Below are 14,450 nucleotides of genomic sequence, written 5' to 3'. Positions count from 1 at the left end.
TTTCAGTTATCTATTCAAAGTTTCTCTAATTTGAAAGCCCATTTTCAGCAGTTCTTCCGGTACTATTAGTTTATCTAGTAAGTTTTCTGCCATTAAATTTAAATTGATATTTGCTTCACGAATTGATATTTGTTTGGTTTTCATTTCTTTGGCAAGCTTGGCAGCCTGATGATATCCAATATATGGCGATAATGCAGTTGCAACAGATGGATTTTTCAGGATACTTTCTTCAATAGGATTTGTTTTTATTTCCAATTCCCGGAATAAATTTCTGACCAAACTGTTGTTGGCTGCAATCAGTAGTTTTATGCTGTCGAGTAAAGCATGACCAATGGAAGGTAAATAAGCATTTAATTCCAGGCAGCCTTGTCCGGAGAGATTGCTAATCATCAGGTCATTAGCGTAAATTTTATGGGCAACACTGATCACAAATTCAGGAATTACCGGATTTATTTTCCCTGGCATAATTGAACTCCCGACCTGTTTTTGTGGTAAATATACTTCCCGGTTCACAAATAAATCAGATCCCAGTAAACGGAGATCGGAAACCATTTTCTCCAAATTTACAGCATGAGCTTTTAGAGTTGCATGAACCTCAACAAAAGTATCCTGATTGGCGGTCGCATCAGATAAATTCTCTGACCGTGTTATGGGTAAACCGGTTAATTTTTGAAGATTCGGAACCACTTCCATAATAAAAAATCGTGGAATTGACAGGCCTGTTCCAATGGCTCCACCACCTAAATTAACTTCTTTAATTCGTTCGAAACATTTCGAAACTCTCCACCAATCTCTCGAAAGAGCATTGTTATAGGTACTGAATAATTTATCGTAAGAGGATGGAACAGCCGCTTGCATTTGAGTATAAGCCTGGCGCAATACATTTCGGTGTTTGCTTTCAGTCTTTTCCACTTCCATACGAAGAGTGTTGATCGATTCTTCCAATTCCTGTAAGAGACGAATACATGCTACTTTTAAAGAAGTGGGAATAACATCATTTGTGGACTGAAATACGTTGGCGTGTTCGAAAGGATCGATATCATGGTATGAACCTGCAGATTTTCCTGTTTTTACAAGAGTCCGGTTGGAAATTATTTCATTTACATTCATGTTGATGCTTGTGCCGGCACCGCCCTGAATTGCAGGGACTATAAAATGTTCAAAATGTTTTCCTGCATTTATTTCAGCAGAAACCTTTTCCAATTCTTCAATTAAGTTGGATTCGATCAATTGAAAAGGAAATTTTTCATTCGGAAATTTGTCTTGTATAGCCTTTAAAAAGTTTGAATAAGTTTTGTAACAAGCTTGCTTTACAATACCAATTGCCATAAACCACTCTTTATGAAAGGCAGTTTGATCTGGGAAATTTTCTTTGGCCCGAAGAGAATGAATTCCCCAAAGAGCATCTTTTGGAATTTCCCTTTGTCCTATAAAATCAGATTCGGTTCTCATGATCAGTTGGAAGATTTGGTATAGGATTTTACATCCTCCACCGAAATTCTATCTTGGCCTAGAATGATCAATCGTTCAATAATATTTCTGAATTCACGTATGTTTCCTGTATAGTTTATTTTTTGCAATTCGCTGATTGCTTCATCATCAATACTTTTTTGCGGCACACCCATTTCGTCGCAGATCGTCTCAATAAAATGATTTGCCAGCAGCGGAATATCTTCAGTTCTATCGTTTAAAGGAGGCACCGATATCAAGATAACACTCAATCGATGATACAAATCTTCCCGAAAATTATTGTTTTCAATTTCTGCGGCTAAATTTTTATTTGTGGCAGCAATAACTCTAACGTTTACTTTTATTTCTTTATCTCCGCCTACTCGGGTAATTCTGTTTTCCTGTAAAGCACGCAAAACTTTTGCTTGTGCAGATAAACTCATGTCACCAATTTCATCTAAAAAAAGAGTGCCGCCGTCGGCAAGTTCAAATTTTCCTTTGCGTTGCTTGATTGCCGAAGTAAATGATCCTTTTTCGTGACCGAAAAGTTCACTTTCTATTAATTCTGAAGGAATAGCAGCACAGTTTACTTCAATAAACGGACATTTCGAACGGTTACTTTGTTCATGGATACGATGAGCAACCAATTCTTTTCCCGTTCCGTTTGGACCGGTAATCAGAACCCGAGCATCGGTTGGAGCAACCTTGTCAATCATACTATTAACTGATTCCAGTACCTGGGAAGTCCCAATCATCTCATATTTCTTGCTTACCTTTCGCTTCAGAACTTTGGTTTCTGTAATAAGTTTTGATTTGTCCATGGCATTTCGAATCGTTATTAAAATGCGATTCAAATCCAATGGTTTCTCAAGAAAATCAAAAGCTCCTTTTTTAATGGCTTCTACTGCAGTATCAATATTTCCATGACCTGAAATCATTATTACAGGAGTATCTAATCCAAGTTCTTGTGTTTTCTCAAGAACTTCAATCCCATCCATTTGCGGCATTTTAATGTCGCACAAAATAACATCAAATTCATCTGATTTAGCCAATTCAATTCCTTCAAGGCCATTTTCGGCAAGACTTATTTCATAATCTTCGTAACTCAATATTTCTCTTAAAGTGTTGCGAATACTTTTCTCGTCGTCGATGATCAGAATTTTTGACATGCTTATTTTTTTATTTCTATCATTTTATTTTTGTCAGCAATGCTGGAGTTTTTTTCAATAAATTCAAAAAGAGCACCTTCTTTTAGTGCAAAAGAAGATTGGAACAATTTACTAATTCCTGATTCTTTTACCAGATAATTGATGAAAATACTGGCTATAACGATCAGCTCAACCCGAACAGGATCCATTCCCGGCATTTGTTCTCTTTCGTCAAGAGTAGAAGCTAAAAATAATTGGTGCAATTTGAAAAAATCTTTTAGTTTAATTTCAAAATGCGTTGTTGGAAAGCCATTTACTTCAGGATTGTTAGCAACCAATATTTGTTTGAATGTGTCGAATGATCCGGAAGAACCTATTAATGTTTTTACAGAGTGGATGTCCAGAGCTTCAAATAAATCGGTCATTTGAGATTTTAGATATGCTTCAATATCCTTCACCATATTTTTATTAATAGGATCGGTAGGATTGAATTTCTCCAATAACCGGGTCATTCCCAGAGGATAGCTGTTTTTCCAAAATACTTTTTCATTGTTAGCAATAATAATTTCGTTACTGCCACCACCAATATCAAGTATTGCAATTGGTTCATGATTTAAATCAAAGGCTTTTTTTGTTCCTGAAAAAATCAAATCTGCTTCTCTGTCTCCCGAAATAATTTCGATATTGACATGGTATTTCTCCTCAATTAATTTTACAAATGCGTCACCATTCTCTGCAGATCTTATTGCAGAGGTAGCAAAAGCAAGGGTTTTTGATACCTCAAGTTGATTTGAAATTTCGATTATTGTATCAAAGGCATTTTTAGCTCTTTCAATTGCTTCATCAGTAATTATATTATTGTTGATGCCACCTTTCCCTATTTTTGTTGCGTATTTTGAACGGTTCAGAATTTTTGGAATTCCAGTTCCATCCCATTCTGCAACGAGTAAATTAAATGTATTCGTTCCTAAATCTATTACAGAAATTCGCATGAATTACTATTTGGTTGAGTTAATTGTCTGATTTATTAGTGATTCCTGAAAGGCTATTTAACTTCCTAAGATTCAATTTGAACCCGAAGATAGTAAAAACTTTGCTCTCGGGGTATAATTTTTGACTGGCTTGTTACGATGAATAAGTTTTTTTAACGTTTAGGGTTTCTCCAAAAATCATGCCTGTTATCTATTTGTAAAAAATGCCTCACAAAATGAGGCATTTACATAGTTCATTATTTAGTTCTTTCTAATTATGATAGCGCAGCCATTTCCAGATTTCTTTGTAGGAAACTTTTTTTCCATACATTAAAATTCCGGTTCTATATATTTTTGCTGCAATCCAGGTAACAAAAAGGAAGGTTCCAATTAGTGTTACCATAGAGAGTAGTAATTCCCATACCGGAACTCCATATGGAATTCTTACAAGCATCACTATCGGTGAGGTTAAAGGGATCATTGATCCCCAAAAGGCGAGACTGCCTTCCGGATTCTTTGCAACAGCAAAACCGATATACATGGCCAATATCAGAGGAATTGTTATTGGCAGCATGAATTGCTGAGTTTCAGTTTCATTATCAACAGCGCTGCCAACGGCGGCAAAAAGGGCTGAGTACAACAAATAACCACCAAGGAAAAAGAAGATAAATGCACCAAGAATTCCGGCAACGTATCCAAAGTCAAAAGTACCCAATAAATCCTGAGCCATTTTTAATTGATCAGCATTTAACGAAGCTGCTCCCTGAGGCAATTCCGAAAGTGTTTTTGCTTGTTGTAATGAATCCATATCGACACCTGGCAATACTACCGCAGTACCAATAGTGATAATTACACCGGAAAGAATAACCCACATAATGAACTGAGTCAATCCAACCATTGCAACACCAACGATTTTCCCCATCATCAGTTGAAAAGGTTTTACCGATGAAATAATTACCTCAACAATTCGATTGCTTTTTTCTTCGATTACACCACGCATTACTTGTACACCATACAAGAAAATAAACATATAAATGATGAAGCTGGATATAAATCCAATGGCCATTGCTATTTCTGTGGAGCTTTGTTTTATTTCTCCACCCTCTCCAAATTTGATGGTTTTCATAGAAATAGGAGTTTTTGTTGCTGCCAGTTTCTCTTCCAAATCGGGCATGTTGGCCTGAGCAATAATTTTTGATCGTTTTAGTTGCTCAATATGATCTCTAAGTTGAAAGCCTGCTTCCGATTTTACTTCTATTGTCACCTGTTTGTAGGAGAATAATTCTGCTGTTTTGTTGTCCAAAATATTCGCAGGAATTACAAGAATCGCATAATATCCTTTTTCCTCCATTTGTGCTTTGGCATCTTCAAAACTTGTGTCGGTAAGGTATTTGAAGGTGGTGAAATCTTTAGATTGTACAGGTTCAACCAATTCCGATTCATTAATTACAGCAATGGTTCTGCTTTCTGTATCGTCTTTAAGCATCATCCAAATCATGAATGCATAAATACCGGCAATTAAAACAGGAGTTAAAAAGGTTAAAATAAGGAATGATCTTTTCTTTACTCGCGAAAGATATTCTCTTTTTATAATGATGAAAATTTTATTCATTTTTAAAGGTGTTTCGGGTTAGATTTTTTTGTTTTCATTCACAACTCGAATGAATATATCATTCATGCTGGGAATGATTTCACTAAAGGAAACGATATTTAAATAGGGGAGTAATTGCTCCAATAATTCATTGGATGTAGCTCCATTATTCAATCTTATTGTAAGGGTATTGGCGTCGAGACCTTTGTTTTTCTCTACAATCTCAAAATCTGACTTTAGAACTTGCTCCAGTTTGTCGAATTCACCGGTATAAGTAAGTTGATAGGTATTGGTTCGATATTTCTTCTTGATCTGGTCAACTGGTCCGTCCAATATTTTTTCCGATTTGTTGATCAGTGCAATATGGTCACAAATTTCTTCAACCGATCCCATATTGTGTGTTGAGAAGATGATGGTTGCTCCTTTGTCGCGAAGCTCCAGAATCTCCTTTTTTAGAAGATTGGCGTTGATCGGATCGAAACCACTAAATGGTTCATCAAAGATCAGTAATTCAGGTTCATGCAGAATGGTAACAATAAACTGTATTTTTTGCTGCATTCCTTTCGAAAGCTCTTCTACTTTTTTATCCCACCATTGAAGAATATCAAACTTATCGAACCAAACCTTTAGTTTTTTTGTTGCTTCCTTTTGGCTCATTCCTTTAAGCTGAGCCAGATAAACAGCCTGTTCTCCAACTTTCATTTTTTTATACAAACCTCTTTCTTCAGGAAGGTATCCAATTCGTGTTATGTCGGCGGGAACCAATGGTTTGCCATTAAAGAAAACCTCTCCGGAATCGGGGCCGGTTATTTGGTTTATAATTCTGATTAAAGTTGTTTTTCCTGCACCATTTGGTCCCAGCAGACCGAAAATGCTTCCTTTCGGAACGGAGATACTTACCTTGTTTAAAGCTTTGTGCCCTGCGTATTGTTTAACAATGTCTTTTGCTTCGAAAAATGCCATGTATATATTGGTTTGGTGACACTAAAATTTCAATAGGAAACTAAAGTAATCAATTTAGAGAAATTCAACATATAAAATCGATGTAAAGAAGATTGCACAGGTTTTTAATTTGGTTTTGAACGATGTAATTTATAACGGATTATTTTGATCAAATAAGATAAATATTTAGATTAATATGGATTGGATGTGTTTAACTCATAATTTTCCTGTCAGGGAGAGAATTCGGCTCCTGATTCGGAGAAACTTGCCTGTTTGGAAAGGAAATTCCCCTCTTCAGACAGGAAGTATGCCTTATTATTTTGAATGATTGATTTGGAGAGTGTGGCGTTGCATTCTCAAAACAGGCGGCCCGAAATTTTAAGCAGAAAGTTTGCTGTTTTGTTCTGGAATTTGCTTTCCTGATTTGTCATTTGGGCAGATGCAAAAAGAGATCATCCATTGTTGGATGATCTCTTTTTTTATAAATTTAATATTGTGATTTCTTAATCAAAAAAGTTCTTCACTTTTTTGAAAAAGCTTTTTTCGTGAGCCGTAGGCTTAGGCGTAAAGCTTTCAGAAGTTTGCAGTTTCTCTAAAATTTTCTTTTCATCTTTAGAAATGGTATTCGGTATCCAAACATTAATTTTAACCAGTAAATCTCCTCTGCCGTAACCATTGATATCAGGCAAACCTTTACCTCTTAAGCGAAGAATTTTCCCCGGTTGAGTTCCAGCATCAATTTTCACTTTTACCTTATTTTCAATCGTAGGAATTTCAACAGCAGTGCCTAATATTGAGTCAGGAATACTAATAAATAGATTGTATAAAAGATCGTTTTCATCACGAATCAATTCCGGATGTTCTTCTTCATGAACAAGAATTAATAAATCACCATTTACTCCGCCCCGGCGGGCAGCATTTCCTCTTCCGCTAACCGACAGCTGCATTCCTTCGGCTACTCCGGCAGGAATATTGATTGTGATAACCTCTTCGTCTTGCACAATTCCTTCTCCAGCACATTTAGTACATCTATTTGTGATAATTTTTCCTTCACCACCACAAGACGGACAAGTTGAAGCTGTTTGCATTTGGCCAAGAATTGTATTCTGGATACGTGTTACCTGACCAGAACCATGACAGGTAGAACAAGTAGAAAATGACGATCCGTCTTTTGCTCCTGATCCACTACACGACTTACATTCAACCTGTTTTTTAACTTTTATCTTCTTTTCAACACCTTCTGCAATTTCCTTTAATGTCAGCTTAACCTTAACCCTAAGGTTGCTGCCACGGTTTACTCTTCTTGAGCTTCGGCCGCCACCGCCAAATCCACCACCAAAGAAAGATCCGCCACCACCACCAAAGATGTCGCCAAAATGAGAGAAAATATCTTCCATGTTCATTCCGCCACCACCGAAACCGCCGCCGGCTGAACCGCTCATGCCCGAATGACCAAATTGATCGTATCGCTGACGTTTTTCAGGATTACTTAAAACTTCATAAGCTTCTGCAGCTTCTTTAAATTTTTCTTCAGCGTCCTTATTGTCCGGATTTTTATCTGGATGAAACTGAATGGCTTTTTTACGGTATGCTTTTTTTAATTCGGCTTCCGAGGCTGACTTGGGAACTCCCAGCACTTCATAATAATCTCTTTTCGACATCTTTTTCTCAGCTTAGATTTTGAATTTCCTTATTCTCCTACAACAACTTTGGCAAAACGAATTACCTTGTCGTGAAGAAAATATCCTTTTTCAACACAGTCAACTACTTTTCCTTTTAACTCCTTGGTTGGAGCAGGGATTTTAGTAATTGCCTCGTGGATGTCGGTGTCAAAATCCTGATTTACAGCTTCAATTTCTTTTACTCCATTTTGAGTGACAAATTCTTTGAAATTGCCATAAATCAAATGAACGCCATCCTTTATTGCATCAATGTCTTTTGCGGCATCAATTGATTGCAGGGCACGTTCGAAGTTATCCATTACAGGAAGAATGTTGATAAGAATCTTTTCTCCGCCCGATTTGGTCAGTTCCATCTTCTCTTTTAAAGTTCTTTTGCGATAGTTGTCAAATTCGGCTGACAAACGTACATACTTGTCATTAATATTCTGAAGTTGGATTGTTAATTCAGCAAGTTCGTCTGCTTTTTTTTCTTTTGCAGATTTCTTGGTTTTCTTCGTATCCTTATTTTCTTCGATCTTTGACTCTTCTTTTTCGAATACCTCTTCTATCATTTGATTTTCAGTAGTTTCTATATCTTTATCTTTCAATTCTTCTTTATTTGGTTTGCTTTTATCTTTTGTCATTTTTCAATGATTTTTATCGTTCTAATTTTTATTCCGCGGCAGTAAATACAAATAGTCTGCCAATGTGTTGTCTTCCGACAAATTGGCACAAAGATAGAATTTGTTATTATAAGTTTTTAAAATTTTATTTTTTTGGAAAATGAGGGAGTTGGATCAATGGTGTAATTTCAAATAAATATTGTTAGTTAATCTTCTGGAAAATCTTATATTTAGTTTTTAGTCTGTTAAATATGAATGCGATATGAATCGAAAATTTAATGGGATGAAGATTGTAATAGATAGTGATGATTTTTGCATTCGGGTATATTCTAATGTAGCGTATCTTAAGGTTATGGGTATGCAAGATGAGGAGGCTGCTATTTTTTTTTCCAAGGCGATTGATCAAATGTTGGAAGAGTATTTATATAAAGACTTGGCTTCCATTTGCGATTTGAGCGATTTAATTATATCATCTCCTGAGATAGCCAGGATAATAAATAATGCAATTCGTAAGCTTACCCGTCGTTTACAGTTTGAATATAATGCAGTTATTGTTGGTCTAAAGTTTGGGCAAATTGTAAGGGCCTATATTTTTTCTTTTTATTTAAGAGATACAAATTTAAATACACGTGTATTTAGCAGAGAGGATAAAGCTATTGACTGGATTGAAAGTAAAGGCTTTTGTATTGAGGAGATTAAGATGTTTTTAATGAAACATGAGGATTAAAAAAAAATGCCATTCAAATTTATGAATGGCGCATTTGTGTTGAGGAGATTATTACTTTTTTTGATAGTATTGAAGGATTAATTCTAGTTTTTCACCTCTAAGGTTTTTCGCTAAAATGATTCCATTTCCATCAATTAAAAAATTGGACGGGATCGAGTTAATGCCAAATTTGTTTGATGTAGGAGAGTGCCAACCCTTAAGTTCGCTAACATGGTAATCCCACTCAAGTTTATCTTTAGTTATTGCTGCTTTCCAATTAGCTTGTTTGGTATCAAGAGAAAAACTATAAATTGTAAAGCCTTTGCCATTTTTAAAGCTGGCGTCTTTAAATTTATTGTAAGCATCTACAATTCTGGGGTTTTCTGCACGGCAAGGAGGGCACCATGAAGCCCAAAAGTCGACTAAAACCAATTTGCCTTCCAACGAGCTTAGTTTTATGTCGTTTCCGGCGATTGATTTTGCTACAATATCCGGTAGCCTGTCACCAATTTCATAGCCTTCTTTTATATCTTTTCCTTCAGCAGGTTTTAATGTTTCTGCAAAAGTGGATAAGGAAAAAAGAAAGGAAAATAATATCAAGCCTAATTTTATTGTTTTCATAACTCAAAATTTTAACTGTAACTGACAATTTATATTTCACTAAATTAATCAGATATCACTATTTAAAATGTTAATAAATAGTTAATTGCTGATTCTTTTAATGCTGGCACCAATTGCATTTAGTCGCAGGTCAATGTTTTCGTAACCTCTGTCTATCTGATCTATATTGTGAATTGTACTTTTTCCATCGGCAGAAAGAGCGGCAATAAGAAGGGCAACACCTGCTCTGATATCTGGCGAAACCATGGTTGTTGGTCGTAAACCTTGTTTTTGATTTAAACCAATAACAGTTGCTCTGTGCGGATCGCAAAGAATGATTTGAGCCCCCATGTCAATAAGTTTATCCGTAAAGAACAAACGACTTTCGAACATTTTTTGGTGTATTAATACGCTTCCTTTAGCTTGGGTTGCTACCACAAGAAATACACTTAGTAGATCAGGAGTAAGTCCTGGCCAGGGAGCATCTGCAATCGTGAGTATTGAACCGTCGATAAAGGTTTCAATTTGATAATTTTCCTGTTTTGGAATGTAAATATCGTCGCCTCTTAATTCCATTTTTACACCTAAGCGTTTAAATGCAGCAGGAATCATCCCTAGTTCGTGGTAGGCAACATCTTTTATTGTGATTTCGGACTTAGTCATTACAGCAAGTCCAATAAAACTTCCAATTTCAATCATATCCGGAAGCACTCTATGCTCACATCCATGCAAAGAAGTAACTCCTTCGATCGATAAAAGATTCGAACCAACACCACTTATTTTTGCTCCCATTGATATCAGCATTTTACACAATTGCTGTATGTAAGGTTCACAGGCTGCGTTGTATATTGTTGTTGTGCCTTTGGCCATTACTGCTGCCATAATAATGTTTGCAGTTCCAGTAACCGAGGCTTCGTCGAGGAGTAAATAGCAGCCTTTTAATTCTTTGGCTTCAACACGGTAGAAATTTTCATTCTGATTAAAATTGAATTTGGCACCTAATTTTTCAAAGCCCAAAAAATGTGTGTCCAAACGTCGTCTTCCGATTTTGTCTCCGCCCGGGCGGGGAATATATCCTTTGCCAAATCGTGCCAATAAAGGACCGATAATCATTATTGAACCTCTTAATGACGATCCCTTGCTTGCGAATTCAGGAGAATTTAGATAGTCAAGATTAATGTTTTTTGCTTCGAAAGAATAAGTATTTTTAGATTCCTGATTAACTTTAACTCCAAGTTCCGACAGCAATTCAATCAACTTGTTAACATCTAGTATGTTTGGTATATTATGGATGGTTACCTTTTCTTCGGTTAAAAGAGTGGCGCATAAAATCTGAAGAGCTTCATTTTTTGCTCCTTGAGGGGTTAATTCTCCCTTTAACGATTTACCTCCAATAATTTCGAAAGTGCTCATTGCTTACTTTTTTGGTGTGTATATAAGGTTTAAAGATAATTATAAAAAACGTTTGGGAAAGTGAAAGATGATTGGTATTGACATAAAAAAAACCGGTATGGAACCGGTTTTTTTTATGCTCTTGGTTTATTGAACTTTCGATGATCGTTTTTATTGTCGTTTCGATTATCAGTTCTTGGATTTTTCTTCTTTTTAATTTTCTGAACAAATTCCCGTTCTTTTACTTCAGCTAATTTTAATCGTTCAGGAATTTCAAGTTTCCCTTTTGATAATGCAATCAGGTCTTTAAATATTTTTTCGTCAGGAACACTGTCTTTATTCCAATTAAGGAATGATTTTTTCATGTGATTAGCAATCATTATTATGAGAGCATCTTTTTCCTTCGGATCTTCAAGTTCGATGGCTTTTGTAATCAAAGCTTCTACAGTGCGTCCATAATGGCGGTACTTTATTCTTTTGGTGTTGTAAGGCAGTCGATCAGGTTTTTCAGCTAACTTTTCCCTTGTAGGGGCTTCGTAAGGAGAGTCTATGTCTAAATTAAAATCAGACATGATGGCTATATGATCCCACAGTTTGTGTCTAAAATCACTAACATCTCTAAGGTGAGGATACATATTTCCCATAATGGCAATAATACTTTTTACCACATGGTTTCTCTGAGCCCTGTCTTCAACAGTTAAGGCGTAATCTACCATTTTGTGAACATTCCGTCCATATTCAGGAAGAATTAAATGTTTCCTGCTTGAATTATAATCCATTTATTTTGTTGTTGTTTTAATCTGGTAATAACTATTTTTTATACGATAGGTAATTTTGGCAAACTGTTCAGAATGCAATGCAATAGCACAAAAAAAATGAAGATAGTTATAAGTACTATTGAAGAATCTAAGATTTCACTGGTTTTACTAAACGAAGTAGAAAAGAAGCTTTAATGAATTGTTTTTTATGAACTAAACAATTACAGAAAATCTTAGAACTCAAGGCAAATGTAACAGATTTCTTCTTTTAATACAAATAGTTAGCGTATTTATCCAACAATTTTAAGTTTTGCAAATTTTAGCAGTAACTGTTTTTGGCCCACATTTTGAAAAAATACGGTTGCTTTAATGTTTGGTTTGCTTCCTTCCATTTGCAAAACTTTTCCTTTGCCAAAGCGTTGATGTTCTACAATCATACCTGATTGTATCTGTTCTGGATTGGAAGGGATAAAATTAGGGTCATTAGCCTGACTACTACTTGTATTGTTACGGGTAATGGGTTGATTTAGTTTTGGTTTCGCTGAGAAACTTTGTTTTGCTTCGAATCTTTTTGGTTGACTTATGATTTCAGAATCGGTGCTGCTGTGAAAGTTTTCGTTTCTGACTCCGGAAAAATCAGGCTCCGATTCATATTGAAGATCTATATATTTTTCATCAATTTCATTGATAAAACGACTTGGTCGGGGATAACTCATGTTTCCCCATTTGTATCTAGATTTGGCAAACGATAGGGTGACTTTGGTTTCTGCCCTGGTTAGTGCAACATAAAACAGCCTGCGTTCCTCTTCTAATTCCTGCTGTGTACTGGTAGCCATCTGTGAAGGAAACAGATCCTCTTCCAATCCAACGATATGCAGGTGCGAAAACTCAAGCCCTTTTGCCGAGTGAATGGTCATTAAGGTCACTTTGTTCCGGTCTTCATCCTTATCTTTGTCCTGATCGGTTAAGAGTGCAACATCTTCCAGATAATTGGCCAATTGCAATTCGTTGCCTTCTTCCAATGAGTTTTGTGTAAATTCCTGAATACCGTTTAACAGTTCCTGAATATTTTCATGCCGGGAGACTCCTTCAGGCGATCGGTCATTATAAAGATCCTGAACAATACCGGTTGTTTTCGCAATATGGTTTGCTAAGTCAATTGCTGAATCTGTATCTTTTCTTTTTTGAAAATCAGTGATTAAAGCTGCAAATTTCATCAGTTTCGAGATGGTTCCGGAGTTGATTCCGTAGGGTCTTTGGTTTAGACCACAAATCACATCCCAGATACTGCATTCGTTTTGGGTGGCAGCATCCTGCAGTTTACTAACGGTAGTATCTCCAATTCCTCTTTTAGGATAGTTAATCACCCTTTTGATTGCTTCTTCATCATTAGGGTTTACCGTCATGCGGAAATAGGAAAGCAAATCCTTGATTTCTTTTCTCTGATAAAAGGAAAGTCCGCCATATATTTTATAGGGCAAATTTAGTTTGCGTAAGGATTCTTCGAAAATCCGCGATTGAGCATTGGTTCTGTAGAGAATTGCAAAATCCTGATATTGAAGATGTTCACGCATTCTTTCTTCGTAAATTGCATTGGCAACAATATATCCCTCTTCGTGATCGGTAAGAGCTTTAACAACTTTTATTTTTTCTCCTTCTTCGTTTTCCGAAAAGGATACTTTTTTTATCTGATCACGGTTTTTATGAATAACACTATTTGCAGCATTTACAATATTTTGTGTCGATCTGTAATTCTGTTCTAACTTATAAAGCTTGTAATTTGGATAGTCGTTTTTGAAATTGAGTATGTTTTCAATTTTAGCACCGCGAAATGAATAGATACTCTGAGCGTCATCACCTACAACACATACGTTTTTGTGGTTTTCGGCTAGCTTTTTTACAATTAAATATTGTGAGTAATTGGTATCCTGATACTCATCAACCAAAACATATTTAAATTTGTTTTGGTACTTGGTTAAAATTTCCGGATTGGTTTTAAAAAGGATATTGGTTTGCAATAAAAGATCATCAAAATCCATTGCATTGGCTTGCCGGCATCGCTGGCTGTATTTTTTGTAAATTTCAAAAATTAGTGGGCGGCGATTGCTCGAGTCAATTTTTTGAATGTTGGAATTTTGAGCGTATGCATTTGCAGTAACCAAATTATTCTTTGCTGATGAAATGCGATTCAAAACTTCATTTGCTTTATATACTTTATCATCAAGTTGCATCTCTCTGACAATAGCTCTAAGTAGATTGCGTGAATCTTGAGTGTCGTAAATCGTAAAATTGGAATCAAAACCCAAATGCTCGGCTTCGTATCGTAATATTTTCGAAAATATGGAGTGAAAAGTTCCCATCCAAAGCGATTGAGACTGCTGTTGATCGACAAGATTCCCAATCCTCTCTTTCATTTCCCGTGCCGCTTTATTGGTAAAAGTTAAAGCTAAAATAGAGTAAGCAGGAATTTTATGATTTAGAAGATGGGCAATTCGATAGGTTAAAACCCTGGTTTTGCCCGATCCGGCCCCGGCAATAACCAGTGATGCTCCATTAATATTCTCAACGGCTTCTCGTTGTACCGGATTTAACTCATTTAAATATTCCAT

General features: G+C 35.9%; 12 protein-coding genes. 1 reads left to right on the top strand and 11 read right to left on the bottom strand.

Annotated elements, in window-relative coordinates; all coding sequences use genetic code 11:
- Positions 1-6: 6 nt before the first annotated feature.
- From ACKU4N_RS17885 to ACKU4N_RS17855, 7 genes are all read right to left on the bottom strand, one after another.
- Positions 7-1,452 (bottom strand): lyase family protein, encoded by a 1,446-nt coding sequence (locus ACKU4N_RS17885; RefSeq protein WP_321318715.1) that lies wholly within the window; start codon positions 1,450-1,452, stop codon positions 7-9.
- 2 nt (positions 1,453-1,454) lie between these two features.
- Positions 1,455-2,618, bottom strand: a complete 1,164-nt coding sequence (locus tag ACKU4N_RS17880) for a sigma-54-dependent transcriptional regulator (RefSeq protein ID WP_321318713.1) — start codon at positions 2,616-2,618, stop codon at positions 1,455-1,457.
- A 2-nt stretch (positions 2,619-2,620) separates the two neighbouring features.
- Positions 2,621-3,589: a Ppx/GppA phosphatase family protein gene (locus ACKU4N_RS17875; RefSeq protein ID WP_321318711.1), complete on the bottom strand. Its 969-nt coding sequence runs from the start codon at positions 3,587-3,589 to the stop codon at positions 2,621-2,623.
- 250 nt (positions 3,590-3,839) lie between these two features.
- Positions 3,840-5,180, bottom strand: coding sequence for an ABC transporter permease (locus ACKU4N_RS17870; protein ID WP_321318709.1), 1,341 nt, complete (start codon positions 5,178-5,180; stop codon positions 3,840-3,842).
- 18 nt (positions 5,181-5,198) lie between these two features.
- A complete protein-coding gene (locus ACKU4N_RS17865; RefSeq protein ID WP_321318707.1) occupies positions 5,199-6,122 on the bottom strand; it encodes an ABC transporter ATP-binding protein in 924 nt (307 codons plus the stop codon).
- Positions 6,123-6,604: 482 nt separating this feature from the next.
- The gene (gene dnaJ / locus ACKU4N_RS17860) at positions 6,605-7,762 is read right to left on the bottom strand and encodes a molecular chaperone DnaJ (RefSeq protein ID WP_321318705.1); all 1,158 of its coding nucleotides are present in this window, start codon (positions 7,760-7,762) and stop codon (positions 6,605-6,607) included.
- A gap of 29 nt (positions 7,763-7,791) precedes the next feature.
- The gene (locus ACKU4N_RS17855) at positions 7,792-8,406 is read right to left on the bottom strand and encodes a nucleotide exchange factor GrpE (RefSeq protein ID WP_321318703.1); all 615 of its coding nucleotides are present in this window, start codon (positions 8,404-8,406) and stop codon (positions 7,792-7,794) included.
- A 241-nt stretch (positions 8,407-8,647) separates the two neighbouring features.
- On the opposite strand from ACKU4N_RS17855, the gene ACKU4N_RS17850 reads away from it, so the two are divergent.
- Entirely contained in the window at positions 8,648-9,112 is a 465-nt protein-coding gene (locus ACKU4N_RS17850) for a hypothetical protein (RefSeq protein WP_321318702.1), read from the top strand.
- A gap of 51 nt (positions 9,113-9,163) precedes the next feature.
- On the opposite strand, the gene ACKU4N_RS17845 is transcribed toward ACKU4N_RS17850, so the two are convergent.
- The 4 genes from ACKU4N_RS17845 to ACKU4N_RS17830 all read right to left on the bottom strand — a co-directional run bounded on the left by ACKU4N_RS17845 (position 9,164) and on the right by ACKU4N_RS17830 (position 14,450).
- Complete coding sequence (locus ACKU4N_RS17845) at positions 9,164-9,712, bottom strand: peroxiredoxin family protein (protein ID WP_321318700.1); 549 nt, start codon at positions 9,710-9,712, stop codon at positions 9,164-9,166.
- An 81-nt stretch (positions 9,713-9,793) separates the two neighbouring features.
- Positions 9,794-11,104 (bottom strand): UDP-N-acetylglucosamine 1-carboxyvinyltransferase, encoded by a 1,311-nt coding sequence (murA, locus tag ACKU4N_RS17840; protein WP_321318698.1) that lies wholly within the window; start codon positions 11,102-11,104, stop codon positions 9,794-9,796.
- A gap of 113 nt (positions 11,105-11,217) precedes the next feature.
- The gene (locus ACKU4N_RS17835; RefSeq protein ID WP_321318696.1) at positions 11,218-11,862 is read right to left on the bottom strand and encodes a DUF4290 domain-containing protein; all 645 of its coding nucleotides are present in this window, start codon (positions 11,860-11,862) and stop codon (positions 11,218-11,220) included.
- A gap of 269 nt (positions 11,863-12,131) precedes the next feature.
- On the bottom strand, positions 12,132-14,450 hold the full coding sequence (locus tag ACKU4N_RS17830) for an ATP-dependent helicase (protein WP_321318694.1): 2,319 nt from the start codon (positions 14,448-14,450) through the stop codon (positions 12,132-12,134).

This window comes from Labilibaculum sp., from assembly GCF_963664555.1.
GTDB lineage: Bacteria > Bacteroidota > Bacteroidia > Bacteroidales > Marinifilaceae > Labilibaculum.
Note: the sequence above shows the minus strand (reverse complement) of the source record. Positions and strands in the feature narration are given on the sequence as shown.

Excerpts from the sequence above, each read along its gene's own strand:
- ACKU4N_RS17885 (WP_321318715.1), bottom strand. The coding sequence starts at position 1,452 with ATGAGAACCGAATCTGATTTTATAGGACAAAGGGAAATTCCAAAAGAT.
- ACKU4N_RS17880 (WP_321318713.1), bottom strand. The coding sequence starts at position 2,618 with ATGTCAAAAATTCTGATCATCGACGACGAGAAAAGTATTCGCAACACT.
- ACKU4N_RS17875 (WP_321318711.1), bottom strand. The coding sequence starts at position 3,589 with ATGCGAATTTCTGTAATAGATTTAGGAACGAATACATTTAATTTACTC.
- ACKU4N_RS17870 (WP_321318709.1), bottom strand. The coding sequence starts at position 5,180 with ATGAATAAAATTTTCATCATTATAAAAAGAGAATATCTTTCGCGAGTA.
- ACKU4N_RS17865 (WP_321318707.1), bottom strand. The coding sequence starts at position 6,122 with ATGGCATTTTTCGAAGCAAAAGACATTGTTAAACAATACGCAGGGCAC.
- dnaJ (WP_321318705.1), bottom strand. The coding sequence starts at position 7,762 with ATGTCGAAAAGAGATTATTATGAAGTGCTGGGAGTTCCCAAGTCAGCC.
- ACKU4N_RS17855 (WP_321318703.1), bottom strand. The coding sequence starts at position 8,406 with ATGACAAAAGATAAAAGCAAACCAAATAAAGAAGAATTGAAAGATAAA.
- ACKU4N_RS17850 (WP_321318702.1), top strand. The coding sequence starts at position 8,648 with ATGAATCGAAAATTTAATGGGATGAAGATTGTAATAGATAGTGATGAT.
- ACKU4N_RS17845 (WP_321318700.1), bottom strand. The coding sequence starts at position 9,712 with ATGAAAACAATAAAATTAGGCTTGATATTATTTTCCTTTCTTTTTTCC.
- murA (WP_321318698.1), bottom strand. The coding sequence starts at position 11,104 with ATGAGCACTTTCGAAATTATTGGAGGTAAATCGTTAAAGGGAGAATTA.
- ACKU4N_RS17835 (WP_321318696.1), bottom strand. The coding sequence starts at position 11,862 with ATGGATTATAATTCAAGCAGGAAACATTTAATTCTTCCTGAATATGGA.
- ACKU4N_RS17830 (WP_321318694.1), bottom strand. The coding sequence starts at position 14,450 with ATGGAATATTTAAATGAGTTAAATCCGGTACAACGAGAAGCCGTTGAG.